The organism is Pseudomonas sp. TNT2022 ID642, from assembly GCF_028656995.1.
Taxonomy (GTDB): Bacteria; Pseudomonadota; Gammaproteobacteria; order Pseudomonadales; family Pseudomonadaceae; genus Aquipseudomonas.
In genome coordinates, this window is sequence record NZ_JAMDGW010000030.1 from 42,416 (window position 1) to 67,716 (window position 25,301).

Genomic DNA, 25,301 nt, shown 5'->3' on the forward strand with positions numbered 1-25,301 from the left:
CGTTTATTTATGCCAACAGCATCCGCAACCATCGACATCCCGGCCTCGGCCGATCAGGTCTGGCAATTGATCGGCGGCTTCAACACGCTGCCCGATTGGCTGCCCTTTATTCCCAACAGTGAGCTGAGCGACGGCGGCCGCGTGCGCACCTTGCAGACCGCTGACGGCGCTGTGGTAATCGAGCGTCTGCAAGTGTTCGATAACGCGGCGAAGACTTACAGCTATTCGATTGAACAGGCACCGTTCCCGGCGACTGATTATCTGGCGACGATCAAGGTCGAAGCCCAGGGGCAGGGCGCGCGGGTGACGTGGTCGGGGCGTTTCAACGCCAAAGGCGTGAGTGATGAGGAAGTGGTGGCGCTGTTCAGCGGCATCTATCAGGGTGGCCTCGAGGCACTGCGCGCCAATTACCCAGCCTGAGTTGATGATCGTTCCCGCGCTCTGCGTGGGAATGCAGCCCGGGACGCTCTGCGTCCCTTTCGCAAGCTGGAACGCGGAGCGTCCCTTGAGGCATTCCCACGCAGAGCGTGGGAACGATCAACGATCAACGATCATGTCAGGGATCAGGAATTTTCGATCAGGCTCTGCCGGCAATCGAGCACCAGTTTCGCCCCACCCAGATCACTGCTGCCGACTTCAAGACTGAAGCCATGCAAGCTGACAATCGCCGCGACAATCGATAGCCCCAAACCAAAGCCACCCTGCGGCTGCCCACCCTCGGCGCGATAGAAACGCTGAAACACCGCCTCACGCTCAGCCTCGGGAATCCCCGGTCCTGAGTCGTGCACTTCAATCCGCGTCTGCCCACCCGCGTTGACTCCACGCAACATCACCGTGCCGCCGACCGGGGTGAACTTGATCGAGTTGCTGAGCAGATTCGCCAATGCCTCGAACAGCAATGCCCGATCACCGTTCAGCGCCGGTAATGTTTCCGGCATGTTCAAGTCGAAACGCAGCTCGCCTTCCTCAGCCAATGGCAAATAAAACTCGTGCAGTTCTTCCAGCAGTTGCACTGGGTCGAGTTCGACAAAACCTGAACGGCGCTGGCGATCTTCCAGTTCGGAAATCCGCAGCAACCCGCGAAACCGTGCCATCAGTGTGTCTGCTTCGGCCAACACCAGATCCAGTTGCGCCGCCTCCTGCGAGCCTTCGCCGGCCTGTTGCTGCATGCGATACAACTGCGCGCGCAGGCGTGTCAGCGGCGTACGCAAATCATGGGCGATGTTGTCGCAGACGCCTTTGACTTCATTCATCAAGCGCTCGATGCGCTCCAGCATCGCGTTGACGATGGCCGCGAGCATGTCCAGTTCATCGCGGCGATTGGACAGTGGCAAACGGTGGGTCAGGTCGCCGGCAACAATTGCCTGGGCGCTGTCCTGAATCGCCCGGATGCGCCGCAACGGCCGACGGCGCAGCAAATGCCAACCGGCAATCCCCGGCAGAATCGTCAGCGACACGCCCCAGAACAACGCATGCAAAATGATCCGCGTCACCGCGAACAGCGAACCGTTGTCGCGCAGCAGCACCAGCCAGCGGCCGTCGCGGGTTTGCGTGGCCACAGCGTCGCAGCTGTCATTGGGCAGGGTCGGGTCGTCGGAGTCGGCGCATTCGGCAAGCATGTGGATCTTGCCGTCCAGCGGCAGGCCTTCGGGGATCTGCTGGAGCGCACCACCGAGGTAAACGCCGTTGGCGTCGAACAGGCCATAGGCGTCGATGCCGCGAATGTCGAAGGTCATGCTGGCGGCGAGGGCGTCTTCCAGTTGCTCGCCACGAAAGTGCGAAAACAGGTGCTGACGTTGCATCAGCGAATGCTTGGCGAGGTTGTCGAGGTAGCCGGAGACCTCGTAATACATCACCCCCATAAGGATCGCGCTCCAGGCCACGAACAGCGAACTGTACAGCGCCAGCAAGCGGCTGCTGGAGGAGCGCCAGCCGTCAGACGGGTTCGGCAATGACATAACCCGAGCCCCGTACCGTGCGGATCAGCGGCACATGGCCGGCGGCGTCGATCTTCTTGCGCAGACGGCCGATGTGCACGTCGATCAGGTTGGTGCCAGGGTCGAAGTGATAACCCCAGACCTCTTCGAAAATCATCATCCGCGAGAGGATCTGGCCGCTGTTGCGCATGAGGAATTCGAGCAGCTTGTACTCGGTTGGCAACAGCGTCAGCACTTGTTCGGCACGGCGCGCTTCGTGGCTGATCAAGTCCAGCTCCAGATCGGCCACTTGCAGCGTCGTCGCCTGAGTGGCGCCGCTGTTCTGCCGACGCAGCAACACTTCGACTCGCGCGGCCATCTCATCGGTGGCGAACGGTTTGGTCAGGTAATCATCACCGCCAGCGCGCAAGCCGCGTACGCGCTCGTCGACATCGGAGAGGGCGCTGATCATCAGAATCGGTGTGGCCACGCCCATGGTGCGCAGGGTGGTGACGATGGCCAGACCATCGAGTTCGGGCAGCATGCGGTCGAGGGTGATCAGGTCGTAGTTGCCGCTCACGGCTCGGTCGAGGCCTTCGCGGCCATTGTCGACCCAGTCGACATCGAGCCCGTGGCTGCTCAGTTCGGCGACGATCTCCCGGGCGGTCACGGCGTCGTCTTCGATGGTCAAAATGCGAGTCATAAGGAATCCTGATCGGCGAACAAACGGTCAAGGCTATAGTTTGCCAACAAGTCAGATTTCACAACCTGAAAAATAATTCATGTGTCAAACCTAATTCCGTCAAGTGCTGACAGCAGGATATCCAGACCCTCCTTTCAAGGATACCTCAGAAACGGCTTCGAATATTCTGGGTAGCCTTGGTGACGATTTGCACGTAATCCCCGCCGCCTTTGTAAGGCTTTGACGAAAAAATCCTTGATATAATATCGAGTGAGGAGAACTTTTCAATTTCGTCGCACAATTCGATAACTATCTCCTCTGAATGGCGTGTTTTCCAATCGACTTTATATTGTACCAGCCAGTGCAGATATTTCCTGCTTAGGCTGGCGAGCTCCTCAATATGATGAGCAGTCAGTTTCAGTTCTTCAATCAGCGATTCAGTTCGACCAATTTGCTCGACGTGCGCCGTGTACTCCGACAGCGTTTTCATGTTCTTTAATGCAAGGTAAAACGGATGGTCACGATACAAGGTGAAATCAATCGGGTTCGCCGATTGTGCGGCGTTAAGGAATCTTCTGCGATCGCCGATTTGCTCTTTCGCATCAATGATGTCTTCGATGCACTTGTTGTAATTTGATTTTATTCTTTCTGATGTCAGGTATTCGATAAGTGTTTCCTGTCGAAGCGACATCACTTGTGAGATCGAATACCCCGCGAAAATCAAACCGAACAAAGCTTCCAAAGCGGCCAGCAGACGAGTAACGCCAGTTGGAGCTAGATCGCCGTAACCTAATGTCGTAATCGTCACGACGCTAAAGTAGATACAGTCCCAAACACCCGCTATGTGCTTTTCGTCTTTCGAAAGGCCGGTATTGGGCTGCTGGCTGAGAAAAAAATAGGCTGCCGCAAATATCAATATGACGACGGCGAGGATGGTGAGTAATTTCAGTGCAAGTTTATTGCGTTGGTGATTATCCAAAGGCATAGCGATCCTTGTCAGCGAGTGGTGATGGCATTAGGCTTTCACTGGCGAGCGTCCCATGAGCCCCCACTTTTGTCCAGAGGGCGCATGTCGCTATGCAAGGTGGGCGCCCAAAACGAGCGTCCGTGACACCTATATTTTTTGAAAAGGACGCGGTATGAGTGATATGGAGCGAGCGCAATTGCTACACAGTGTGGCAAAAAACTTTAACCTTACACCTGAGATGCTGGAGGAGTTGAGAAGGCAGATTGTTGATCCGGAAATCAAGGGTAATTTGGCCAGGATTAACAGCGGGTTGGATGTAGAGGATAATTACAAAGCCATTTTTTCTGCATTGCCATGGATAAAAAATATCAATGGTATCCACCAGCAGCAGGAGGAAAAGCATAAGGCAGAGTATCAAGCGCCAGATTACACATTACTGGTTGAAGACTCGGGGAAAGACCGGTTTTCGTTGTTTGTAGAAGTAAAGTCGGTTCGTGGTAAAAAGGAATCCTGCGAGTTGATGGTGAAGCAAAAACATACCTTGAATAATTATGCTCGTGATAATGGTGCGCCTTTGTTGGTTGCCATTTATTGGGAGCGTCTGGGCTACTGGACGCATAATTGTCTTGAGAATTTTGGTGGCAAGAAAAAGAATAAAATTTCTTGGGATGTGGCGATCATGAATGATATGTCTCACCTGCTAAGTGATTACACTTTCATGATAAAACGACCTTTTTACAGAAAAACTGTTTTTTCATCGACTATGGAAATGGGCGCTGCAGGGCATGAGAAGTATGGTGCCTATCACAGCTCGTTTGTAGGATTGACTCCGGCGCCGTTACGAAAAAGTGATGTGATGGAGTCATCTGTTATTGACGCTATATTCCGGGGTAAGGAAGTATCGTTTCACCGAGAGGGCGAGTTAAGTTATCTGGTCGAGGAGTTTGTGAGCGTTCCCCAAGTCGTCAAGCTTTCAAATTGGATAGTCAATTTCATTGGGTTGTGGGGAGCCAAGACGGATGATCGCGCAGGTCCATTCAGTTTTACTGAAGTGGGCAGAATTATGATGGTCAACCTCATGCACGAAGTAGGCGTCGAACCTCACTATATGTTGCCGCCAGACAAGAACAAGTGCACTGATCGTTTAATAGCTCTCGCTTACCAAGGTACTGAAGTTGAGTTCAGTTATAAGCATTCAAAGTAGCCTTGCACTGGTGATCCGGCGGCAGGCCGCCGGACAAACTCTTCATTACGGCTGCGAGCGAAAGCTGCACTCATGCAATAAGAGGTCTCTTTTGTTGGCTTACTTGCAAAATGCATGATTACTTCATTTGTTGATTTTCGTAACTTATTGAAATTGTTCGATTAATTTTTTTTCTGCAACTGGCACGGTCGCTGCAATTCCTCTGCTGACGAGTTGTAACACCATTTTTCATGCCTGGAGCAGAACAACAATGAATAGATCCCCTGATGGGTTTTATCCCGCCATTGAAGAGTCGAGCAGCGTTTCGGGCGTGTCCTGGGGCGCGATTTTCGCCGGTGCTGCGGCTGCCGCTGCGCTGTCGATGATTTTGGTGCTGCTCGGGTTCGGTTTGGGTTTCTCTGCCGTTTCACCGTGGGCCGGAGAGGGCGTCAGCGCCAAGGGCTTGGGCATTTCAACGATAGTCTGGCTGGCGGCGACGCAAATTATCGCTTCCGGCATGGGTGGCTACATCGCCGGTCGCCTGCGGGTGAAGTGGGCGAACATGCACGGTGACGAAGTGTATTTCCGCGACACCGCGCATGGCTTCCTCGCCTGGTGCGTGGCGACTTTGGTTACCGCTGTGCTGGTGGTCGGTTCGGTCAGCAGCGTCATCAGTGGTGGTGTACAGGCCGGTGCCAGTGTTGCTGGCGGTGCTGCCAGCGCGATGACCCAAGCGGCCGGTTCTGCTGCGGCGAACACCGACAGCAACCAGTACGGCTACTACATCGACAGCCTGTTCCGCGATGACCGTCCAGCCTCCGTCAGCGATGACGCAGCCCATGGCGCCGTGGCCCGTATCTTCGCGCAAAGCCTGGCCAACGGTCAGCTGAGTGCCGAAGACCGTACCTACCTGGCGCAACTGGTCGCACAGCGGACCAACCTGACTCAGGCCGATGCCGAGCGCCGCGTCGATGAGATCTACGCCCGCACTCAGAAAGCCCTGGCCGACGCCAAGCTGAAAGCTCAACAAGCCGCCGACACCGCTGCGAAAGTCGCTGCCTTGACCTCGCTGTGGATGTTCATCTCGCTGCTGGCCGGTGCGTTCTTCGCCAGCCTCGCCGCTACCTATGGCGGTCGTCGTCGGGATGCCGTCGAGTACGTTGAAGTCGACACCTACACCACGACCACTCCAGTCCGTTAAACAAGGAGCATGACCATGCGCTCACTACTGCTGTTTTTCCTCGGCGTACCGATCCCGATCATCATCCTGATCGCCCTGTTCGTGCACTGATTGCTCCATTGAGGCCCATGCCTCGGCCGCTTCCACCTTCGGGTGGAAGCGGCTTTTTGCTTTCTGCGGGGGCAAAAGCGAGAATCGCCGCCGGAAGTGGATTGGCCGCTTTTACCTCTCTTTAAGGATGAACACGGTGGACAAGAAGGAAATCAAACGCCAGTTGGTTGAGATGCTCGAAGCCGGGCGCTCGAAAACTGAAACGTTCAAGGCGTTGTCGGGCGGTGCGGTCAAGGATCGCGTGTTGGCGGCCTGGATTGGGGGGCGTCCGGATCCGGCCCTCAGAGCAAAGCATTCACTCAAAGTCACCCTGCTGATCGTGTTGACCTGCATTCAGGCATTGATCGGCTCAGTCTTCGGTTTCTTCCTGTTCTATGACGCAAGCGCTGGTCTGGCACTGACCATGTTGCTGATCGCTGGTGGCATTCCGTTGTTGTTTGCATGGGGCTTCTACAAGAACGTGGCGGCGGCTTACACCGTTTACGTCCTCCTCACCATCAGTCAGGTTTCACGCATGTTCAAGGGCTATGAGGAAGATCCGCTGTCGACCGTGATTGCCGTCGGCATCACTCTGGCCATTGTGTTCTACGCCGCCTGGATCAAATCCCTGCTGTTCCCGGACTTGGGTTTCATCGGCGCGAAGAAGATCAAAGGGCAGTTCGTCTTCTCCAATTGATCGTTGGACAATCCAACTGCTTTCACTGGCCTGGATCAATATTTCCCGCGGCGATATCCCCTACCTTAAAAGATCCAAGCACTTGCCGCGGGATCGACTACATTACCTGCACGCGCACCCGGTTGCGCTGACGGAGTACCGCAGTCCGACCCTCAAAATGCATTAGAAAAACGGGTCGGCACGGTGTAGTGCAGCAAGGAGCTGGCGCAAAACTCCACTGAAATTTCACGGAAGATCATTGCAATGCACTGCCTAGAACGAACCTTCGATATCCAGCCGTTGGCGCAGGCGGATATGACCGTCCACATCAACGGTCAAGCGGTCACCGCTGCTATCGGCGAAACCGTGCTCAGCGTTATTCAATCCCTCGGCGTACGCCAGATTGCCCGCAACGATCACAATCAGATCACGGGCGCCTACTGCGGCATGGGCGTGTGCCAGTGCTGCCTGGTGAAAATCAATGGCCGGCACAAACGCCGTGCCTGTCAGACCGTCGTGCGCGACGGCATGCAGATCGAAACCCAGGTCAACCGCATCACCGCGCAGGAGGTGATCGTATGAGCCTGCAACCGGTCATCGTCGGCGGTGGCCCGGCGGGAATGGCGGCGGCCATCGAACTGGCGCGCCACGGCGTGCGCTGCACCTTGCTCGAAGAAGCTTCGCGCCTTGGCGGCGTGGTGTATCGCGGGCCGTTGCGTGACGGCGTACAGCTGGACTATCTCGGCCCGCGTTACTCCGAAGCGCTGGGCAAACTGCACGGTGATTTTCAGGAGCAGGCCGGGCTGATCGACGTGCGCCTCAACCATCGCGTGGTCGGCGCCGAAGGCACCCGCGCTTTGGTGGTACTCGATGGCGACGAGCAGTTGCACGAGGTCGAGTATGCGCAATTGCTCCTGGCTGCCGGTTGTCATGAACGCAGCGTTCCATTTCCGGGCTGGACGGTGCCGGGGGTGATCATGCTCGGCGGTCTGCAACTGCAAATCAAAAGCGGTGTGGTCAAGCCGCAAGGGCCGGTGATCATCGCCGGCACCGGGCCGTTGCTGCCGCTGGTGGCGACGCAGTTGCATGCCTCGGGCGTCAGCGTCGCGGGCGTGTATGAGGCGTGTGCGTTCGGCAAGATCGCCCGTGAGAGCCTGGCGTTGCTGAACAAGCCGCAGTTGTTCCTCGACGGCTTGAGCATGCTCGCCTACCTGAAACTGCACGGCATCCCGATGAATTACGGCTGGGGCGTGGTTGAAGCCCATGGCGAGGACGAACTGAAAAGCGTCAGCGTCGCGCCTTATTCGGCCACGTGGGAACCGGACATGAGCCGCGTCGAGCGTTTCGAGGCCAAGACCCTCGCGATCGGCTACGGCTTTATTCCGCGCACGCAACTGAGCCAGCAGATGGGCCTGGATCACGGCTTCAGCGACGATGGCTATCTGCGCGCCAACGCCAACCTCTGGCAGCAAAGCAACGAACCCCACGTGCATCTGGCCGGCGACATGGGCGGGATTCGCGGCGGTGAAGCGGCGATGCTCGCTGGCAAGATCGCGGCGACCTCGATTCTGCTGCAACGCGGCGTGCTCGAAGAAGAGCTGGCGCGGGTTCGTCGTGACCGTTACCTGAGCAAGCTCAAAGCCATCGTGCGTTTCCGCGCTGCCGTCGATCGCTACACCGAACGCGGCGTTGGCCAGACCGCATTGCCTGCCGCGGACACGGTCATTTGCCGCTGCGAACACGCGACCCGCGCTGACATCGACCTGGCGCTGGAGCAGGGCGTGCAAGACATCGCCAGCCTGAAAATGCGTACCCGCGTGAGCATGGGCGATTGTCAGGGACGGATGTGCGTCGGCTACTGCAGCGATCGCCTGCGTCAAGCGACCGGCCGCAAGGATGTCGGTTGGCTGCGCCCGCGTTTCCCGATCGATCCGATTCCTTTTTCCGCGTTCCAGTCTGTCGGCACGGAGGCCGCTGCCCATGAGTAAGTTCTATGACGTGATCATTGCCGGTGGCGGCGTGATCGGGGCGTCCTGCGCCTATCAACTGTCCAAACGCAAAAACCTCAAAGTGGCGCTGATCGACGCCAAGCGTCCCGGCAACGCGACTCGTGCGTCGGCCGGTGGTTTGTGGGCGATCGGTGAGTCGGTCGGTCTCGGTTGCGGGGTGATTTTCTTCCGCATGATGTCGGCCAACCGCAAGCGCAAAACCCAGGGCGCGGCGGTCGCCGTGGACGCCAGCACGCCGCACATTCTGCCGGAGTCATTCTTCGATTTCGCCCTGCAGTCCAACGCGCTGTACCCGGCGCTGCACCGTGAGCTGAAAGACAATCACGGCATGGATTTCAAGTTCGAAAAGACCGGGCTGAAATTCGTTATCTATGACGATGAAGACCGGCTCTACGCCGAGCATATCGTCGGCTGCATCCCACACCTGGCCGATCAGGTGCGCTGGCTCGATCAGGCGGCGCTACGCGAGGCTGAACCGAGCGTCAGCCATGAAGCACGCGGGGCGCTGGAGTTTCTCTGCGATCACCAGGTCAGCCCGTTCCGCCTCGCCGATGCCTACATGGAAGGCGCGCGGCAGAACGGCGTCGACATTTTCGTCAACACCAACGTCACCGGCGTGTTGCATCACGGCAGCCGCGTCACCGGTGTGCAGACGGCCGAGGAGGGCGTGTTCCACTGCAAGACGCTGATCAATGCCGGTGGTGCCTGGGCGGCAGATTTGAGCGAATGGGCGACGGGTATTCGCATCCCGGTGAAACCGGTGAAAGGCCAGATTCTGCTCACCGAGCGCATGCCGAAAGTCCTCAACGGCTGCCTGACCACCAGCGACTGCTACGTGGCGCAGAAGGACAACGGTGAGATCCTGATCGGCAGCACCACCGAAGACAAAGGCTTCGACGTCACCACCACCTACCCGGAAATCGCCGGGCTGGTGCAAGGTGCGGTGCGGTGTCTGCCGGAGCTGAAAGACGTCAACCTCAAGCGTACTTGGGCGGGGTTGCGTCCGGGGTCGCCGGATGAGTTGCCGATTCTCGGGCCGATGCGTGGGGTGGAGGGTTATCTGAATGCCTGCGGACATTTCCGCACCGGGATTCTGACCTCGGCGATTACCGGCGTGCTGCTGGACAAACTGGTCAACGATGAACCGCTACCGCTGGACATCACGCCGTTTCTGGCGGACCGCTTTGAAGTCGCGCCGGTCAAGCAAGCGTTGGAACTGGAACTGGCCTGACCTTGGCAAGATGATCGTTCCCACGCTCCGCGTGGGAATGCCTCAAGGGACGCTCCGCGTTCCAGCTTGCGAATTGGAACGCAGAGCGTCCCGGGCTGTATTCCCACGCGGAGCGTGGGAACAATCGGGTGTGGCTCAGGTGTTGCGGGATTCTTCTTCGAGCTGATCCGATTCAAACAACCGCGCCAGTTCCGCCCGGGCTTCCTGGGCGGTTTGCAGGACTTTGGCGGCGTCGTCGTAGATCGCGTGCTGTGCCTCCAGCACCTGTTCGTCGTGATGCTTGAAGCGCTTGATCCGCGCATCGGCCTGGGCTTGGGTCAAACCAAGTCCGACCAATGTGCGCCGGCTCATCTCCAGACTTGAGTAATACGTCTCCCGAATTGCCTCCGCGCCAACATCCACCAAACGGTGCACATGCTGACGGTTACGCGCCCGAGCGATGATTTTCATGTGCGGATACAGCTTGCGCACCACCTCTGCCGTCTTGATGTTGGTCTCCGGATCATCCGTGGCAATCACGAAATATTCCGCCTCGCCGACCTTGGCCGCATTGAGGATTTCCGGGCGCATCGGGTCGCCGTAGAACACCGGTACACCGCCGAAACTGCGCGACAGTTCGATAGTTTCCACCGAGGTGTCCAGCGCGACGAACTTGATGTTCTGCGCACGCAGAATCCGCGCCACAATCTGACCCATCCGGCCCATGCCAGCGATCACTACACGCGGGGTGTCAGTGTCGATCTCACGGTATTTTTCCGGCACTTCCACCGGCTGCACTTTCGGGCTGACCAGCCGCGCACAGATCAACAGCAACAACGGCGTGACCGCCATCGACAGGGTGATGGTCAGCACCAGCAGGTCATACAAGCGCGGTTCGAACAGGCCCTGATCACGACCGATCTTGAACACCACAAAGGCAAACTCACCGCCCGCCGCCAAGACGATACCGAGGCGAATCGCACTGACCTTGTTCAAGCCACCGGCCAGACGCCCGACGACAAACAGCAACGGCAATTTCAGACCGATCAACAGCAGCGTCAGCCCCAGCACGGTGATCGGCGCACTCAGCAGCAAGCTGAGGTTGGCGCCCATGCCGACGCTGATAAAAAACAGCCCGAGCAGCAAGCCCTTGAACGGCTCGATCTGCGCTTCCAGTTCATGGCGATATTCCGAATCCGCCAACAGCAAACCGGCCAGAAACGCCCCCAGCGCCATCGACACACCGACCAGATCCATCAACCACGCCGTGCCGATCACCACCAGCAGCGCCGTGGCAGTGGACACTTCCGGCAGACCGGTTTTCGCCACCACGCGGAACACCGGACGCAACAGATAACGCCCACCGACCACGACCACCGCGATACCGCCGAGCACTTGCAGTGCGTGATTCAGACTTTCAGCGTTGCTGGTGTCGTGAGCACCACCAGCAAGCATCGGCACCAGTGCGATCAACGGAATTGCAGCGATGTCCTGGAACAGCAGAATCGCAAACGCCAAGCGCCCATGGGGGCTGGTCAACTCTTTGCGCTCGGCGAGGCTTTGCAGGCCGAACGCCGTCGAGGACAGCGCCAGACCAAGGCCGAGCACAATCGCACTGTTCAGCGGTTGGCCAAACACCGACAGCGCCAGCACGCCGATCACCGAAGCCGTCAGCAACACCTGCGCCAGACCAACGCCGAACACCGATTTGCGCATCACCCACAAGCGTCGCGGCGACAGCTCAAGCCCAATGATGAACAGCAGCAACACCACACCGAGTTCGGAAATATGCGCGACGCTTTGCGGGTTGCCGATCAGACCCAAAACCGACGGGCCGATGATCACCCCGGCAAACAGATAACCGAGCACGGCGCCCAGTTGCAGACGTTTGGCCAAAGGCACGGTGAGCACGGCCGCGAACAGAAACACGACGGCGGCTTGCAACAGATTGCCTTCATGGGGCATGGGGGGTACTCCTGACAACGGTACGGCGGGGGTGACAAGGATAAGGGCTACAGCGACTTTTCATCCATCGAAGATCCTGTAGGAGCTGTCGAGTGCAACGAGGCTGCGATCTTTTGATCTTGCTTTTGCCTTCGAAGAATCAAGATCAAAAGATCGCAGCCTGCGGCAGCTCCTACAGGAGATCTTCATGTGGTCTGTAATAAATTGCATCAATTGGTTACATTTATAGCCTAAGCGAATCAATCCCCGAGTCCCGCCATGGCCATCAACTTCGACCTCAACGATCTGCAAGCCTTTCGCGCCGTGGTCGAGCAGGGCAGTTTCCGCAAGGCCGCCGACACCGTGCGCCTGTCGCAACCGGCGTTGAGCCGGCGCATCGAAAAGCTCGAAGACGCCCTCGGCGTCAAACTCTTCGAGCGCACCACACGCAAGGTCAGCCTGACCCAGGCCGGACGCGGCTTCATGCCCAGTGTCGAGCGGTTGCTCGATGATCTCGACGTTGCGTTATTGGGCATCAGCGAAGTCGCATCGACGCGTTTGGGCCACGTCACCGTTGCCTGCGTGCCGTCGGCGGCTTACTACTTCATGCCCCGAGTCGTGGCGCGGTATCACCAGCAATTCCCACGGATCAAAGTCAAAGTGCTCGACTCCAGCGCGCACGATGTCTTGAGTGCGGTGGTCAATGGCGAGGCGGATTTCGGCTTGAGTTTTCTCGGCACGCAGGATGCCAAAGTCGAGTTCGAACCGCTTGTGCAGGAGTGCTACGTCGTCGCTTGTCGCCGCGATCATCCGTTGGCCGGACGCAGCAGCGTGAGCTGGGACGAGTTTTATCAGCAGGATTACATCTCGCTGGACAAGACCTCCGGCAACCGCTTTCTGCTCGATCAGGCCTTGAGCAGCGTGGTGCCGCAGCGCTCGAGCATCTGCGAAACCCGGCATGTGACGACGATGATCGGTCTGGTGGAGGCGGGGCTGGGGGTGGCGGCGGTGCCGCTGATGGCGATGCCTGGGCCGGATCATCCGATCCTGACGCGGGTGCCGCTGACCGATCCGCAAGTGATGCGCAGTGTCGGCATCATCAAGCGCCGGGGTCGCACGTTGACCCCGGCGGCACTGGAACTGGAGCGGCTGGTGGTGGAAATGAAGGTCCAGCCGCCGATTGTCAGCGCTTAACTGAATCCAGTCCGGTGGCCTGCACGTCAGCTTGCGCGGCCGGCGCAGCGAGATAAGCGAGCAGCGCTTTGGCCTCTTGCGGATGCTGTGCACCGACCGGAATCCCGGCGGCAAAACGCGTTACTGACTGCACCGATTCCGGAATCTTCGCCACGAAACTCACGCCCGGCACCGGCAGCAATTCGCTGACTTGCTGGAAGCCCAATTGATAGTCGCCGGTGGCAACGACCGAACCGACCGGTACTTTCGGGATCATTTTTGCCTTCGGTTTCAGCTGCTCTTCGATGCCCAGTTTCTTGAACAACTGCTGCTCGATGTACACGCCGCTGGCGCTGTCGGAGTAAGCCACTGACTGCGCGTCGAGCAGGGTTTTCTTCAAGGCGTCGACGCTGCTGATGTCCGGTTTCGGCGCGCCTTCGCGCACCACCAGGCCGATCCGCGAATCCGCCAGTTCCACGCGCGAGGCTGGGTCGACCTTGCCTTGCTTGATCAGGTCATCGAGGGCATAGCCGACCATGATCACCACGTCGGCGTGTTCACCGCGCGCGAGGCGATTGGGGATCGCCTCCGGTGCTTTGCCCATCGACGGACCGAGGCTGGTGGTCAGTGTGTTGCCGGAGGCGGCAGCGAATTTCGGCCCGAGAATTTTGTAGGCGGCAGTGAAGCCGCCGGAGGTCATCACGCTCAATTCTTCGGCCTGGGCCGCGAGGTTGAACGCGAGACCGGCGAGCAGGGCGGTGACAGTAAACAGTTTTTTCATGGCGAGTTTTCCTCAGGCCGCGACAGGTTGCAGACGACCACCGGCACGGCGGTACAGATAAAGAGTGGCGCACAAGGCACATAGCGCACCGATGCTCATCCAGTAACCCGGCGCGGCTTTGTCGCCGGTGTACTGGATCAGGAAGGTCGACATCGCCGGGGTGAAACCACCGAAAATGGCGGTGGCCAGGCTGTAGGCGAGGGAGAAACCGGCAACCCGCACTTCAACCGGCATGATCTCGGTGAGCGCTGGAATCATTGCGCCGTTGTACAAGCCGTAGATAAACGACAGCCACAACAGCGACAGCAGCATGTGGCTGAAGCTCGGCGCCTGCACCAGGTACGACAGCGCCGGATAGGTGGTGGCCAGGGCCAGCAGCGACATGGCGATCAGCACCGGACGACGGCCGATGCGGTCGGACAACAGGCCGCCAATCGGCAGCCAGAAGAAGTTCGACACACCGACCAGCAAGGTCACCAGCAACGCGTCGGAGGTGCTCAGGTGCAGCACGGTTTTGCCGAAGGTCGGCGCGTACACAGTAATCAGGTAAAACGCGGTGGTGGTCAGCGCGACCATCAGCATGCCGCCGACTACCACGCCCCAGTTCTGGCCGAGGGTGCGGAACACTTCGCCCATGCTCGGGCGGTGTTTGCGCGCGGCGAATTCTTCGGTTTCCGCCAGGTTACGCCGCAGGAAAAAGATAAACGGCACGATCATGCAGCCGACGAAAAACGGAATCCGCCAGCCCCAATCGGCCACCACCTCCGGCGCCATCCACGCGTTCAAGGCGTAGCCCAAAGCAGCGGCGACAATGATCGCCACTTGCTGACTGGCCGACTGCCAAGCGGTGAAGAAACCTTTGCGGCCCGGTGTGGCGATCTCGGCGAGATACACCGACACACCGCCCAGTTCCGCCCCGGCCGAGAAGCCTTGCAGCAAGCGCCCGATCAATACCAGCGCGGGGGCAAACAGGCCGATGCTTTCATAACCGGGCACCAGCACAATCAATATCGTGCCGCTGGCCATGATCGACAGCGTGACGATCAAACCTTTGCGTCGACCGACATCATCGATGTACGCACCGAGCACGATGGCGCCCAGTGGACGCATCAAGAAGCCTGCGCCGAATACGGCAAAGGTCATCATCAGAGAAGCGAACTCACTGCTCGCCGGAAAGAACACCGCCGCGATCTGCGTGGCGTAGAAGCCGAACAGGAAGAAGTCGAACTGTTCGAGGAAGTTGCCCGAGGTCACCCGGAAAATGGCGCCGGCCCGCGAGCCGTTGTGTGGGATTGAGGCTGTCATAGAAAAGTACTCCACCGCTTTTATGACGTGCGCGACGGGAGGGCGGCGCACGGTTTTTATTGAGGTGGATGGTGGCGCAGGTGTAACTGGATGTTAATTGCATTGTTGGCATGGATTGATGTGCAGAGCGGATCAATGTTTTTTTGGGTACAAATCCATTGCTGCGCTAACGGCTGCTTAAGGTTTCGCCTAACGGCGACGTCGCCGGTGAGAAAAGATCAAGAGCACTCGAGCTGGCGCTCATTGTAATGAGTGGTTAAAAGCGGGCGCATGGCTTTGGTTTGGTGGGGTGGCTACCCCTCACCCCAGCCCTCTCCCGAGGGAGAGGGAGCCGATTTCGGTTGGTTTTGAAACGTGCATTCGACTCGGTATCGCACGTCGGCGCACTTCTGCCAAACACCTCGGTCAGTCCCCTCTCCCTCCGGGAGAGGGCTAGGGTGAGGGGCTCTTGATTTTGCTTTTGTCTCCAGGACACCACATTCCAATGACCTCTAGCGCCCACCCCCGGCAAAAAAGGAATGATTCCCGCCCCACGCAGTCGGAGTTGAGGTACTACCCAATTCAGGAGCTTCACCGATGAACAGCAAAACCCTAATCGCCAGCCTGGCCCTTGTCGCCGGCATTGCCGGGATCAGCCCACTTGTTCAAGCGGCGCAAACCTCAAATGAACAGGCCGTGCAATCCCCGGTCAGCGACCGCGAACTGAAGGTCAACGACCGCGCCCCGGATATTTATCAGCGCAGTGAAAAAGCCATCGACTGGAAAACCAAGGGCCTGAAAAAACCTGTTGATCAGGCGCAATGGGTACAGATCAATGACCAGTACGTCATGGTGATGATCACCAACGGCACCATTGTCGAGATGAAACCGGTCCCGCGTTAAACCTCCGGCAACAATCAGCCATGGACGGTTGATTGCAATCGAGCGCCGTTCGGGTAAAACCCGTGGGGCGTTTCGAGTGAAGGCAAGTCAGGAGCAACAGGTTGGAAAAGAAACCGCTGTACCGCAAAGAAAACACCACCGCCCACAATGTCTGGCGCAACAACCCCGGCGGGCACTACCGGGATCAACGAAACACCAAAGCGCAAAGCCGCAGCGAGGCCACGCGCGGCTCGATGCATGGCATCAAACACCAAGGCTACGACTACACGCCGTTGTTTCGTTTTCTGTTATCCCGCGTCGGCGGTCATTGGGATGAGATTTTCAGCGAAGCGGTATCTCGCCTTGATCGGCCAGAACCGGTTTTCTGGATGGTTGCCATCCACGAAGACGATCGCAAGGACATTGTGCGACTGGGCGAGTCGGCCTACTTCAACGGCCTCTTCGTCGATGAGCAAAAGCAGCTGCAAATCGTCAATCCGCAGCTGAGTGTCGAAGAGATGAAGCCTCATTGCCGTTGCTGCACGCATACCTTCAATGGCGTTCCGTTTGGCCTGCCTGCGGACTGATCGAGCTACTCGACCCGAACCTGATTCATCACCTGCCCACCCCCCAACCGATACTGATTATTGCCACTGCGCTTGGCCTCATACATCGCCAAATCGGCAATGTGCAGCAAGCGATCCATGGCCGTCGCATGGTCCGGAAACACCGCCACCCCAAGGCTGGTACCGATGTGGCGCTGGTCGTTGCCGATGCTGATCGGTGGCGACAGTTCGATGAAGATTTTCTGGCAGATGCTGCGGGCTTCGTCCTGCAAACTCAGGCTCGGCGCCAGGCCTTGCAGGATCACCACGAACTCATCGCCGCCAATGCGCGCGACGGTATCGGTAGCGCGCAGGATGCGTTTCAGCCGCGTGGCCATGGTGATCAGCACGCGGTCGCCGGCGGCATGGCCGTAGCGGTCGTTGATGGTTTTGAAACCGTTGAGGTCGACGAACACCAGTGCGACGCGGGTCTCGGTCTGGCGGGCTTGATCCAGCGCTTCGGACAAGCGTTGTTCCAGCACCAGGCGGTTGGGCAGGCCGGTCAGCGGATCGAAGTGGGCGAGGTGTTGCAGGTAGCTGGCCGAGGCTTTTTCTTCGGTGATGTCGCGCACCACACCCATCATTTTCACCACCGCGTCGTGGTCGTTGCGCACCACGTTGCCGGTTTCCCGTAACCAACGAATGGTGCCGTCGGGCCAGACCACGCGGTATTCCTCATCATGGTTTTCGCCGGTCTCCAGGCAACGCAGTTCACCTTCGCGCACCTTGGTGCGGTCGTCCGGATGGACGCAGGAACAGAACAGCGCATAGGACGGGGTGATTTCACCGATCTTGAACCCGAACATGCCGTAGATCGCATCCGACCAGTACAGCCGATCCGTGTCGACTTCCCAATCCCAAGTGCCGATGCGCGCAAAGTACTGGCTGCGTTTAAAGCGCTCGACGTCGCCGTCCTGCTGAATGTGTTGGCCATCGGCGGCCCGTCTCAGCAGATCCCGATACTGCGCGAGCTGCCGGCGCAAATCGCGTTCGCGCCATAGCAGCAGAGCGATGATGGCGAGCAAGATCGCGCCCACGGCAAGGCTGATCCAGAACAGAGTCATTCGGGCGCTGCCAGCATGGCGGTTCGATCCGTGGAGTAGTGGCGGTTGGCTATGTTAATGCTTCAATACTCGGTTCGGATACCATGTTGATCTGCGCTGGCAGGTTGCCAATCCCCGGCATTTCTGGGAAAACGGCGGCCGGCTGAACAATAGAGTGAATGTTATGAATGATGAACTGCAGGTAATCGATCTTCAGGCCGGCGAAGGCAAAGCCGCCGTCAAAGGTGCGCTGATCACCACCCAATACACCGGATGGCTGGAAGACGGCAGCGAGTTCGATTCTTCCTACAGCCGAGGCAAACCTTTCCAGTGCGTGATTGGCACCGGGCGGGTGATCAAGGGTTGGGATCAGGGCTTGATGGGGATGCAGGTGGGGGGCAAGCGCAAATTGCTGGTGCCGGCGCATTTGGGGTACGGCGAACGGACGATGGGCAAGATCCCGCCGAATTCGAATCTGGTGTTTGAGATTGAGTTGTTGGAAGTGCTGACGCGGGAGGATTGAGGTGGAGGGCGTCGATTTGGATGAAGTCCGTTACTTCATCCAAATACCGTCAGGGTGGATCAGGTGAATACGTCTATATCGTCAAGCGCGTCTTCGATGATTCCTTGCAGTGAAGGGTGCGTTCGCCTAGCTGACTCAAGTGCCAAAAAAACAGTTTCTGTATCCACTTCGCCATGTCGGCGAGCGATGTGCCCGAGTGCAGTAGCCGCAGCGGCCACAATTGTTTCGGTTTTGCTGGTGAGGTGTTTCAGGCAGATGTCCTGAGCCCAGTTTCTATCGGTTTCATTCAGGCCAATGGATACGAGTGCGGCGATTACGTTTGCAACTATGCCGCTGGAAAGTAGGCGGATGGCCTGATCGTGGTTTATCGATGGGTTTTGGTAGATGAGGCTCATGTGTCTTCCAGTGCATCCCAGACACAAGAGAAGCTTTGGAATCGGAGGGGATGTTCCTTCATGGCTTAAGCCTTCCTGGGTTTTGGCTTTCAGATACTCGTCAGCAGAAAGAACGCTTTCGCGAGCAGGCTCGCTCCCACATTGGGTCGGCGGTGTACTCGAATTCCGCGAGTCACCGCGAACAACTGTGGGAGCGAGCCTGCTCGCGAAGAGCGATCACGCGGTCAATCAGGCTGCGTGTGCCATTTCGGCCAGTGTGTCGGCCACGGTTTTTTGCAGTGAGGGGAACCGGCGGGTCACGCGGCGCAGTGCGGGTAGCACGGCGTCGATTTCCAGTTCATCGAGCTGGGGAAGGGCGGTGACGGCGGAGGCGACGATGGTTTCGCGTTCGCTTTCGAACAGCACCAGGCAGGCGTTCTGTGCCCAGCGGCCGTCCCGTTCGTTGAAACCCATGGCCACCAGTGCCGCGACGACCTGTGCATCTGTTTTGTTGGACATGTTTATTGCCTCAGGGCGGGGTCGATTTTGTCGAGGGCGCGGTTGACCGCGAGTTCGCCGAGCATGACCACTTGCTGGATGCCGAGCACGGTGTTGCGGTAGGGCGAGTCGAGCAGGGCGGCGAAGTCGCTGAGCATGATGCTGGCCGAGGCCATGGATTCGCAGGCGTGGGCCATGAGGTCTTCGGCGCCGGTGTTGGGGTCGACGAGGAACATGGTGCTGGGTCTGCGCGGTGGTGAAGGCGGTGTGGGTTTCAGGTAGTGGTCGAGGGCGCGTTCGGCGGCTTCGTGGAGTTTTCTGGAGCCCGGTGTGGAGTAGGGGGACGTTGGATTTGGATCGACTTCCGCTTCTGTTTCGGGCGGATTCGGCGTTATTTTGAACATATGCTAGGAAACCTCAATGAGGCTGACACCGTTTGCGACTAAACATTGGGTGACAGCTATACGCAGGTTAGTCGACCGGACCCCTAGCTAAACCGGCGCGCTCGAAAGCGCCCTGCGCATAGCCGCCATTGAGTGCAGGCATGGAAATGCCAGACTGAATAACAGCTTGCTAGCTAGAGATGACACCGAGCGACTAAACCCGATCACTGAACATTCAGTGACGCGATCCAAGTTACCGGCAGCCCCCAAGCCGCACAAGCCGGCGGATTCTGGCGTAGTTGTAGGCAAAGGCGCAAGGCGCTGTAGCCTTGTGGCTGATGTCTAAATGATGCTGCGTTTGACTGGGCGCCTCAGGATTCAACCCTCGCGCCCCGCCCAAACCGCTCCCGATACACCGACGGCGGCACACCCACCACCCCGCGAAACGCCACACGAAAACTCTCCACCGACCGATAACCACAACGCTCGGCAATCTGCTCGGTGTTGTCCGGCGTGCTCTCCAGCAACTCCCGCGCCCGCGCCAACCGTTCGTGCTGCAACCACGCCTTCGGCGACTGCCCACTGGCCTCGGTAAACCGCCGCAGAAACGTGCGCTCACTCATCGCCGCTTCGCTGGCCAGATCACGCACTTCCAAAGGCTCATGCAAACGCTCGCGCGCCCACTGCATCACCCGTGACAGGTCGTTGCGCGGCGTCGGGCTGACCGGGGTCGGAATGAACTGCGCCTGACCGCCAGTACGCTGCGGCGACATCACCAGGCGCCGCGCCACCGAGTTGGCAACCTGCGTGCCGAAGTCCCGCGCCACCAGATGCAGGCAGGCATCGATCCCGGCAGCGCTGCCGGCCGAAGTGATCAACTGACCGGAATCGACGTAAAGCACATCGGCATCGACGGCAATCGCCGGGAAGCGCTGCGCCAGTTCCGCCGTGTAACGCCAATGGGTTGTGGCGCCGTGGCCGTCGAGCAGGCCGGTGGCCGCCAGCACAAATACACCGGAGCAGATCGACAGCAATCGCGCACCCCGGGCATGGGCCTGACGCAATGCATCGAGCAGTTCATCCGGCACCGCCGCGTTGCGGTCGCGCCAGCCGGGAATGATGATGGTGCGCGCCTCGGCCAACAATTCCAGGCCGCCATCGGCCAATACCTGAATCCCACCCAAGGCACGCATCGGCCCTTTATCGACCGACGCAATGGCGTGGGTGTACCACGGGAAATCGAACTCCGGCCGGGTCAGGCCGAAGACCTCCACGGCGATGCCGAACTCGAATGTGCAGAGGCCGTCGTAGGCCAGAATCGCGACCAAACCTGGTGATGTCGGCATTTGGCGGAAAATTCCCGGTGAGTGTCTTGTGCGCCACTGTAGCCGCAAGCGGCCGCTCGATAAAGTCTGCTCACACCCGTTCAGATAAAGGAGCAACACCCATGACCAGCCTGGTTCGCGATATCCCTGCGGCGCCGTCGGCGATCGCCCTGATGCACTTCAGCAATCGTCTGACCTTTGAAACCGATTGTTCCGACGTCTTCAGTAGCCAGGAGGCTGGCGAGATTGATTTTGTCCTGGTCGACGTGCGCGGGCCGTTGGCCTTTGAGCGCGGACATGTGACGGGCGCGATCAATATCCCGAACCGGTTGCTGACAGCGGAGGAACTGGCCAGCTACCCGAAGACCACGCTGTTTGTGGTCTATTGCGCCGGCCCGCACTGCAACGGCGCGAACAAGGCGGCGGTGAAACTGGCGGCGCTGGGGTATCCGGTTAAAGAGATGATCGGCGGGGTTACCGGATGGCTCGATGAAGGTTTTCAACTGAGCCTGACGCCTGCGGCCAAATCCGCAATCGGCTGCGAATGCTGATCCCCTTGTAGGAGCTGCCGAAGGCTCGGGCCGCGTTCGGACGATCTTTTGATCTCGATGTTTAAAAGCCAGATCAAAAGATCGCAGCCTGCGGCAGCTCCTACAGGAAAATCAGCGTTTTTCTGCGCTGAGAATGCTCTTGTCCTACAGCCTTTGCACCATGACGGCGCACCCGTTGACCCCGGTCAATCGGTGCGCCGATCTTTCATAAGTATTTGTCGCTTAAACACAATTTACCCTGTGCGCGCCGCCATAGACTGCCGGCCACTTCGGTTTTTGTAGCCAATTGGCCATGACCGAACGCTGAATCGAAAGCTGCCAATAAAAGCCTCCGCACACAGGAGTTATAAATGAAGAAGCTAGTGATGTTCGGTGCCCTGGCACTGTCGATGTTGTCCCTGACCGCTGTGGCCGAAGACGCCAAGCCGATCCGCATCGGTATCGAAGCCGGTTACCCGCCATTCTCGATGAAAACCCCTGACGGCAAACTCGCCGGTTTCGACGTCGATATCGGCGATGCGCTGTGCGCGCAGATGAAAGTCAAATGCACCTGGGTCGAGCAGGAATTCGATGGCCTGATCCCGGCGCTGAAAGTGAAGAAGATCGACGCCATTCTGTCGTCGATGACCATCACCGATGACCGCAAGAAAAACGTCGATTTCACCATCAAGTACTACCACACGCCGGCGCGCTTCGTGATGAAGGAAGGCTCCGGTGTCAAAGACCCGCTGACCGAGCTCAAGGGCAAGAAAGTCGGCGTGCTGCGTGCCAGTACCCATGACCGTTACGCCACCGAAGTGCTGGTGCCAGCCGGGATCGACCTGGTGCGTTACGGCTCGCAACAGGAAGCCAACCTCGACATGGTTTCCGGGCGTATCGACGCGATGCTGGCCGACTCGGTCAACCTCAGCGACGGTTTCCTGAAAACCGACGCCGGCAAAGGTTTTGTATTCGTTGGCCCGACCTACGAAGACGCCAAGTACTTCGGCGGCGGCGCCGGCATTGCGGTGCGCAAGGGCGATACCGCGCTGGCCGAGCAATTCAACAAAGCCATCACCGAAATCCGCGCCAATGGCGAGTACAAGAAAGTCCAGGACAAGTACTTCGACTTTGATGTGTACGGCCATTAATACGCCGTAGAAAAAAGTGGCCCCGTTTGCGCGGTGGCCACTTTTTTTGCGCCCATGATTTATCCTGTTTCACACATTTCCCATGTAGGAGCTGCCGAAGGCTGCGATCTTTTGACTTTGCTTGTGAAAAACAAGATCAAAAGATCGCAGCCTTCGGCAGCTCCTACAGAAACATCGGAGTCTTCCCATGCAACGCATCGACCATGTTCTGCCCTGGGGCCACTTGGGCAGCGAACGCTCGCTCAGCGTGTTTCGCTACGGCGCGGGCACCCGCAAGGTGTACATCCAGGCCAGCCTGCACGCCGATGAACTGCCGGGCATGCGCACTGCGTGGGAACTCAAGCAGCGCCTCAATGAACTCGAACAGCAGGGCCGTTTGCAGGGCGTGATCGAGCTGGTGCCGGTGGCCAACCCGATCGGCCTCGATCAACACCTGCAAGGTGCGCACATGGGCCGCTTCGAATTGGGTAGTGGCAAGAACTTCAACCGCGCCTTCGTCGAACTCAGCGCGCCGGTCGGGGCGTTGATCGGTGAGCGTCTGGGTGCTGATGCGGAGGCCAACGTTGCACTGATCCGCCAAGCCATGGGTCAAGTGTTCGAAGACCTGCCGGCCCCGGCGTCGCAACTGGAAGCCTTGCATCGTTTGTTGCTGCGCCATGCCTGCGATGCCGACATCACCCTCGATCTGCATTGCGATTTCGACGCGGCGATTCATTTGTACGCGCTGCCGCAGCACTGGCCACAGTGGCAATCATTGGCGGCACGTTTGAAGGCCGGCGTGGCGCTGCTGTGTGAAGATTCCGGCGGCAGCTCGTTCGATGAATCCTGCTCGACGCCGTGGCTGCGTCTGGCGCGGGCGTTCCCGAATGCTGCGATTCCAGCGGCGAATCTGGCGACCACGCTGGAACTGGGCAGCATGGGCGACACCCGGGTTGATCAGGCTCAAGCCAATTGTGAGGCGATTCTCGGTTTCCTCGCGGAGCAGGGTTTCATCAGCGGCGAATGGCCGGCGGCGCCGAGCGAGTGCTGCGAAGGCCTGCCGTTCGAGGGCACCGAATACCTGTTCGCGCCGCACCATGGCGTGGTGAGTTTTCTGCGCAATGCTGGCGAGTGGGTGGAGAAGGGCGATGCGCTGTTTGAGGTGGTGGATCCGTTGCAGGATCGCGTGACCACTGTTCGTGCCGGCACCAGTGGCGTGTTGTTTGCGCTGGATCGCGGGCGCTATACCGAGCCGGGGATCTGGCAGGCGAAAGTGGCGGGGCGGGTGGCGTTTCGGACGGGCAAGTTGACCAACGACTGACGGATCTTCGTCGGATTCGCGGGCCCTTTCGCGAGCAGGCTCGCTCCCACCCTGGACATGCATTCCCCTGTGGGAGCGAGCCTGCTCGCGAAGGGGCCATCAGCAAACCAATATATAAACCTTCATTGGGGGTACTGGCCTCATCGCTGGCAAGCCAGCTCCCATAGTGATTGAACGTGTTCACAAACATTGTGTTCACACAAATCCTGTGGGAGCTGGCTTGCCAGCGATGGCGGCATCAGCAGCACCACCGAATTTGGATCCTCGCCGCAGGATGTTAGGCTCCCCCCCGAACCCGACACTCCGTGAAGGAAGGCTCTATGTTGAAGGTCTTTGCTCTGCTGACCCTGCTGGCGTCCACCGCCGTGCAGGCGCAAACCACGCTGCAATCCGATCTGCCGCTCAAGTACCTCGAACTGGTTCATGCCGATGCCGAACCGCGTCCGCTGGTGATTTTCCTGCACGGCTACGGCAGTAACGAAGCCGATCTGATCGGCATGAAATTTCAGCTGCCGGCGCAGTACAACTACCTGTCGGTGCAGGCGCCGTTGGCGCTCGGTGAAGGGCGTTTCCAGTGGTTTCGCAAGAAAGGCGAAGGCACCTACAACGGCGAGACCGATGATCTGAAGGTCAGTGGCCAGAAGCTGCGCGACTTTATCGCGCAAGCGGCGAAGAAATATCACACCACCCCGGACAAGGTGTACCTGATCGGCTTCAGCCAGGGCGCGATGATGACCTACGAAGTGGGGTTGAGGCCGCCAGTGGCGGTCGGTGGGATTGCGGCATTGAGCGGGCGTTTATTGCCAGTGTTGAAGGCTGAACTCAAAAGCGAACGACAGCCGTTGCCGCTGAACATCTTTATCGGCCATGGCACCGCCGATGATCCGGTGCCGTATAAGAACGGCACCGAGGCCAACGCTCAGTTACAGAAACTCGGTTATAAACCACAGTTCCATGCCTACCCCGGCATCGGCCACAGTATCAGTGCGGCCGAGCTGCGCGACTTGAACGGCTGGTTGCAGCAGCTCAATCCTTGAGGATGGTTTTCACCAGGGCATCGTGACCCTTCTTGTCGCTGGCACGGGAGATCACCTGCACCAGCGCCATCTTCGTGCCGGAGCCGGCCATCAGCGTGGTGTTGAGGGTCTGGCCGCCGCCCTGGGTGGCGGTGCTGTCTACCTGACGCAAGCCAAGGCCGGTGCCTTTCTGGGTCAGGCTCTTCTCGCTGAGTTTGTTGAAGTCCGGCAGGGCCTTGCGTTGGTCTTCGATGAAACTCGACACGCTGCCGTCGAGGAACTGCCCGTCGTTGTCCTTGACGTGCTGGCCTTCGGGAATCTTGTTTTCAGCGGTAATGACCACGGTTTTTGTGGCCTCGTTGGTGTACATCGTGCCCGTGGTCCCGCTCGGGCTGGTCGGCAGCGGGTCGGCGACGAAACCTTTAGGTAGCACGAAAGTAAACTTGCCCTCGAGCATCGAGACTTTCTCGGTGCCGGCATTTTTCTTGGCCGCTTGCGCGTGAAGGGCGCCGAAACCGGCGAGGGCCGCCACCAGCAGGACGACGGTTTTTTTGCTCAACAATGACATGTGAATCT

General features: G+C 58.7%; 27 protein-coding genes. 15 read left to right on the plus strand and 12 right to left on the minus strand.

The window, feature by feature from the left end:
- Positions 1-9 precede the first annotated feature (9 nt).
- Positions 10-420 carry an SRPBCC family protein gene (locus M5G26_RS24840; RefSeq protein ID WP_134176609.1) on the plus strand — a complete coding sequence of 137 codons (411 nt, stop codon included), beginning with the start codon at positions 10-12 and terminating at the stop codon, positions 418-420.
- A 143-nt stretch (positions 421-563) separates the two neighbouring features.
- Here M5G26_RS24840 and M5G26_RS24845 read toward each other — a convergent pair whose 3' ends face one another.
- The 3 genes from M5G26_RS24845 to M5G26_RS24855 all read right to left on the minus strand — a co-directional run bounded on the left by M5G26_RS24845 (position 564) and on the right by M5G26_RS24855 (position 3,583).
- Positions 564-1,958 carry a sensor histidine kinase gene (locus M5G26_RS24845; RefSeq protein ID WP_134176610.1) on the minus strand — a complete coding sequence of 465 codons (1,395 nt, stop codon included), beginning with the start codon at positions 1,956-1,958 and terminating at the stop codon, positions 564-566.
- Positions 1,936-2,619 carry a response regulator transcription factor gene (locus M5G26_RS24850; RefSeq protein WP_095118280.1) on the minus strand — a complete coding sequence of 228 codons (684 nt, stop codon included), beginning with the start codon at positions 2,617-2,619 and terminating at the stop codon, positions 1,936-1,938. Before M5G26_RS24850 ends, M5G26_RS24845 begins: the two co-directional genes overlap by 23 nt.
- Before the next feature lie 145 nt (positions 2,620-2,764).
- Positions 2,765-3,583, minus strand: a complete 819-nt coding sequence (locus M5G26_RS24855; RefSeq protein WP_273916731.1) for a potassium channel family protein — start codon at positions 3,581-3,583, stop codon at positions 2,765-2,767.
- A gap of 154 nt (positions 3,584-3,737) precedes the next feature.
- On the opposite strand from M5G26_RS24855, the gene M5G26_RS24860 reads away from it, so the two are divergent.
- The 6 genes from M5G26_RS24860 to hcnC all read left to right on the plus strand — a co-directional run bounded on the left by M5G26_RS24860 (position 3,738) and on the right by hcnC (position 9,934).
- Positions 3,738-4,769: a hypothetical protein gene (locus M5G26_RS24860; protein ID WP_273916732.1), complete on the plus strand. Its 1,032-nt coding sequence runs from the start codon at positions 3,738-3,740 to the stop codon at positions 4,767-4,769.
- 250 nt (positions 4,770-5,019) lie between these two features.
- Positions 5,020-5,949: a hypothetical protein gene (locus tag M5G26_RS24865; protein WP_273916733.1), complete on the plus strand. Its 930-nt coding sequence runs from the start codon at positions 5,020-5,022 to the stop codon at positions 5,947-5,949.
- 226 nt (positions 5,950-6,175) lie between these two features.
- Positions 6,176-6,715 carry a hypothetical protein gene (locus tag M5G26_RS24870; RefSeq protein ID WP_273916734.1) on the plus strand — a complete coding sequence of 180 codons (540 nt, stop codon included), beginning with the start codon at positions 6,176-6,178 and terminating at the stop codon, positions 6,713-6,715.
- Between the two features lie 243 nt (positions 6,716-6,958).
- Positions 6,959-7,276: a (2Fe-2S)-binding protein gene (locus M5G26_RS24875; protein ID WP_273916735.1), complete on the plus strand. Its 318-nt coding sequence runs from the start codon at positions 6,959-6,961 to the stop codon at positions 7,274-7,276.
- Positions 7,273-8,682: a cyanide-forming glycine dehydrogenase subunit HcnB gene (gene hcnB, locus M5G26_RS24880; RefSeq protein WP_273916736.1), complete on the plus strand. Its 1,410-nt coding sequence runs from the start codon at positions 7,273-7,275 to the stop codon at positions 8,680-8,682. The genes M5G26_RS24875 and hcnB overlap by 4 nt, the downstream gene beginning before the upstream one ends.
- Positions 8,675-9,934, plus strand: coding sequence for a cyanide-forming glycine dehydrogenase subunit HcnC (gene hcnC / locus M5G26_RS24885; RefSeq protein ID WP_273916737.1), 1,260 nt, complete (start codon positions 8,675-8,677; stop codon positions 9,932-9,934). Before hcnB ends, hcnC begins: the two co-directional genes overlap by 8 nt.
- 135 nt (positions 9,935-10,069) lie before the next feature.
- Here hcnC and M5G26_RS24890 read toward each other — a convergent pair whose 3' ends face one another.
- Positions 10,070-11,878 (minus strand): monovalent cation:proton antiporter-2 (CPA2) family protein, encoded by a 1,809-nt coding sequence (locus M5G26_RS24890; protein WP_095048016.1) that lies wholly within the window; start codon positions 11,876-11,878, stop codon positions 10,070-10,072.
- Between the two features lie 258 nt (positions 11,879-12,136).
- Between M5G26_RS24890 and M5G26_RS24895 the strand changes: the two genes are divergently transcribed.
- Positions 12,137-13,051, plus strand: a complete 915-nt coding sequence (locus tag M5G26_RS24895) for a LysR family transcriptional regulator (protein ID WP_150693967.1) — start codon at positions 12,137-12,139, stop codon at positions 13,049-13,051.
- Here M5G26_RS24895 and M5G26_RS24900 read toward each other — a convergent pair.
- Together M5G26_RS24900 and M5G26_RS24905 are read right to left on the minus strand one after the other, a co-directional pair.
- Positions 13,041-13,811 (minus strand): substrate-binding domain-containing protein, encoded by a 771-nt coding sequence (locus M5G26_RS24900; RefSeq protein ID WP_273916738.1) that lies wholly within the window; start codon positions 13,809-13,811, stop codon positions 13,041-13,043. The genes M5G26_RS24895 and M5G26_RS24900 overlap by 11 nt on opposite strands.
- Positions 13,812-13,823: 12 nt before the next feature.
- Entirely contained in the window at positions 13,824-15,116 is a 1,293-nt protein-coding gene (locus M5G26_RS24905; protein ID WP_273916739.1) for an MFS transporter, read from the minus strand.
- Positions 15,117-15,692: 576 nt separating this feature from the next.
- Here M5G26_RS24905 and M5G26_RS24910 point away from each other — a divergent pair.
- Together M5G26_RS24910 and M5G26_RS24915 are read left to right on the plus strand one after the other, a co-directional pair.
- Positions 15,693-15,998, plus strand: a complete 306-nt coding sequence (locus tag M5G26_RS24910) for an RcnB family protein (protein ID WP_034156152.1) — start codon at positions 15,693-15,695, stop codon at positions 15,996-15,998.
- A 101-nt stretch (positions 15,999-16,099) separates the two neighbouring features.
- Entirely contained in the window at positions 16,100-16,564 is a 465-nt protein-coding gene (locus M5G26_RS24915; RefSeq protein WP_273916740.1) for a hypothetical protein, read from the plus strand.
- 5 nt (positions 16,565-16,569) lie between these two features.
- Here M5G26_RS24915 and M5G26_RS24920 read toward each other — a convergent pair whose 3' ends face one another.
- Positions 16,570-17,646, minus strand: coding sequence for a sensor domain-containing diguanylate cyclase (locus tag M5G26_RS24920; RefSeq protein ID WP_273916741.1), 1,077 nt, complete (start codon positions 17,644-17,646; stop codon positions 16,570-16,572).
- A gap of 163 nt (positions 17,647-17,809) precedes the next feature.
- Between M5G26_RS24920 and M5G26_RS24925 the strand changes: the two genes are divergently transcribed.
- Entirely contained in the window at positions 17,810-18,148 is a 339-nt protein-coding gene (locus M5G26_RS24925; RefSeq protein ID WP_095048010.1) for an FKBP-type peptidyl-prolyl cis-trans isomerase, read from the plus strand.
- A gap of 59 nt (positions 18,149-18,207) precedes the next feature.
- On the opposite strand, the gene M5G26_RS24930 is transcribed toward M5G26_RS24925, so the two are convergent.
- The 4 genes from M5G26_RS24930 to ftrA form a co-directional block, all read right to left on the minus strand.
- The gene (locus tag M5G26_RS24930; RefSeq protein WP_273916742.1) at positions 18,208-18,543 is read right to left on the minus strand and encodes a hypothetical protein; all 336 of its coding nucleotides are present in this window, start codon (positions 18,541-18,543) and stop codon (positions 18,208-18,210) included.
- A 228-nt stretch (positions 18,544-18,771) separates the two neighbouring features.
- Complete coding sequence (locus M5G26_RS24935; protein WP_273916743.1) at positions 18,772-19,041, minus strand: hypothetical protein; 270 nt, start codon at positions 19,039-19,041, stop codon at positions 18,772-18,774.
- Positions 19,042-19,043: 2 nt separating this feature from the next.
- Positions 19,044-19,424, minus strand: a complete 381-nt coding sequence (locus M5G26_RS24940) for a DUF6124 family protein (RefSeq protein WP_034156145.1) — start codon at positions 19,422-19,424, stop codon at positions 19,044-19,046.
- Positions 19,425-19,774: 350 nt separating this feature from the next.
- Complete coding sequence (gene ftrA / locus M5G26_RS24945; RefSeq protein WP_273916744.1) at positions 19,775-20,749, minus strand: transcriptional regulator FtrA; 975 nt, start codon at positions 20,747-20,749, stop codon at positions 19,775-19,777.
- A 101-nt stretch (positions 20,750-20,850) separates the two neighbouring features.
- Here ftrA and M5G26_RS24950 point away from each other — a divergent pair, with 101 nt between their 5' ends.
- From M5G26_RS24950 to M5G26_RS24965, 4 genes are all read left to right on the plus strand, one after another.
- On the plus strand, positions 20,851-21,279 hold the full coding sequence (locus M5G26_RS24950; RefSeq protein ID WP_273916745.1) for a rhodanese-like domain-containing protein: 429 nt from the start codon (positions 20,851-20,853) through the stop codon (positions 21,277-21,279).
- Positions 21,280-21,629: 350 nt separating this feature from the next.
- Complete coding sequence (locus tag M5G26_RS24955; protein ID WP_273916746.1) at positions 21,630-22,409, plus strand: ABC transporter substrate-binding protein; 780 nt, start codon at positions 21,630-21,632, stop codon at positions 22,407-22,409.
- Positions 22,410-22,596: 187 nt separating this feature from the next.
- Positions 22,597-23,709 carry a succinylglutamate desuccinylase/aspartoacylase family protein gene (locus M5G26_RS24960; protein WP_273916747.1) on the plus strand — a complete coding sequence of 371 codons (1,113 nt, stop codon included), beginning with the start codon at positions 22,597-22,599 and terminating at the stop codon, positions 23,707-23,709.
- A 320-nt stretch (positions 23,710-24,029) separates the two neighbouring features.
- Entirely contained in the window at positions 24,030-24,746 is a 717-nt protein-coding gene (locus tag M5G26_RS24965) for an alpha/beta hydrolase (RefSeq protein WP_273916748.1), read from the plus strand.
- On the opposite strand, the gene M5G26_RS24970 is transcribed toward M5G26_RS24965, so the two are convergent.
- Positions 24,736-25,293 (minus strand): hypothetical protein, encoded by a 558-nt coding sequence (locus tag M5G26_RS24970; RefSeq protein WP_150693983.1) that lies wholly within the window; start codon positions 25,291-25,293, stop codon positions 24,736-24,738. The genes M5G26_RS24965 and M5G26_RS24970 overlap by 11 nt on opposite strands.
- Positions 25,294-25,301: the final 8 nt, after the last annotated feature.

Coding starts and splice junctions, on each gene's coding strand:
- M5G26_RS24905 (WP_273916739.1), bottom strand. CDS start 15,116: ATGACAGCCTCAATCCCACACAACGGCTCGCGGGCCGGCGCCATTTTC.
- M5G26_RS24845 (WP_134176610.1), bottom strand. CDS start 1,958: ATGTCATTGCCGAACCCGTCTGACGGCTGGCGCTCCTCCAGCAGCCGC.
- M5G26_RS24890 (WP_095048016.1), bottom strand. CDS start 11,878: ATGCCCCATGAAGGCAATCTGTTGCAAGCCGCCGTCGTGTTTCTGTTC.
- M5G26_RS24925 (WP_095048010.1), top strand. CDS start 17,810: ATGAATGATGAACTGCAGGTAATCGATCTTCAGGCCGGCGAAGGCAAA.
- M5G26_RS24935 (WP_273916743.1), bottom strand. CDS start 19,041: ATGTCCAACAAAACAGATGCACAGGTCGTCGCGGCACTGGTGGCCATG.
- M5G26_RS24860 (WP_273916732.1), top strand. CDS start 3,738: ATGAGTGATATGGAGCGAGCGCAATTGCTACACAGTGTGGCAAAAAAC.
- M5G26_RS24930 (WP_273916742.1), bottom strand. CDS start 18,543: ATGAGCCTCATCTACCAAAACCCATCGATAAACCACGATCAGGCCATC.
- M5G26_RS24840 (WP_134176609.1), top strand. CDS start 10: ATGCCAACAGCATCCGCAACCATCGACATCCCGGCCTCGGCCGATCAG.
- M5G26_RS24940 (WP_034156145.1), bottom strand. CDS start 19,424: ATGTTCAAAATAACGCCGAATCCGCCCGAAACAGAAGCGGAAGTCGAT.
- hcnC (WP_273916737.1), top strand. CDS start 8,675: ATGAGTAAGTTCTATGACGTGATCATTGCCGGTGGCGGCGTGATCGGG.
- ftrA (WP_273916744.1), bottom strand. CDS start 20,749: ATGCCGACATCACCAGGTTTGGTCGCGATTCTGGCCTACGACGGCCTC.
- M5G26_RS24895 (WP_150693967.1), top strand. CDS start 12,137: ATGGCCATCAACTTCGACCTCAACGATCTGCAAGCCTTTCGCGCCGTG.
- M5G26_RS24850 (WP_095118280.1), bottom strand. CDS start 2,619: ATGACTCGCATTTTGACCATCGAAGACGACGCCGTGACCGCCCGGGAG.
- M5G26_RS24960 (WP_273916747.1), top strand. CDS start 22,597: ATGCAACGCATCGACCATGTTCTGCCCTGGGGCCACTTGGGCAGCGAA.
- M5G26_RS24970 (WP_150693983.1), bottom strand. CDS start 25,293: ATGTCATTGTTGAGCAAAAAAACCGTCGTCCTGCTGGTGGCGGCCCTC.
- M5G26_RS24900 (WP_273916738.1), bottom strand. CDS start 13,811: ATGAAAAAACTGTTTACTGTCACCGCCCTGCTCGCCGGTCTCGCGTTC.
- M5G26_RS24865 (WP_273916733.1), top strand. CDS start 5,020: ATGAATAGATCCCCTGATGGGTTTTATCCCGCCATTGAAGAGTCGAGC.
- M5G26_RS24855 (WP_273916731.1), bottom strand. CDS start 3,583: ATGCCTTTGGATAATCACCAACGCAATAAACTTGCACTGAAATTACTC.
- M5G26_RS24955 (WP_273916746.1), top strand. CDS start 21,630: ATGAAGAAGCTAGTGATGTTCGGTGCCCTGGCACTGTCGATGTTGTCC.
- M5G26_RS24875 (WP_273916735.1), top strand. CDS start 6,959: ATGCACTGCCTAGAACGAACCTTCGATATCCAGCCGTTGGCGCAGGCG.
- hcnB (WP_273916736.1), top strand. CDS start 7,273: ATGAGCCTGCAACCGGTCATCGTCGGCGGTGGCCCGGCGGGAATGGCG.
- M5G26_RS24950 (WP_273916745.1), top strand. CDS start 20,851: ATGACCAGCCTGGTTCGCGATATCCCTGCGGCGCCGTCGGCGATCGCC.
- M5G26_RS24920 (WP_273916741.1), bottom strand. CDS start 17,646: ATGACTCTGTTCTGGATCAGCCTTGCCGTGGGCGCGATCTTGCTCGCC.
- M5G26_RS24965 (WP_273916748.1), top strand. CDS start 24,030: ATGTTGAAGGTCTTTGCTCTGCTGACCCTGCTGGCGTCCACCGCCGTG.
- M5G26_RS24910 (WP_034156152.1), top strand. CDS start 15,693: ATGAACAGCAAAACCCTAATCGCCAGCCTGGCCCTTGTCGCCGGCATT.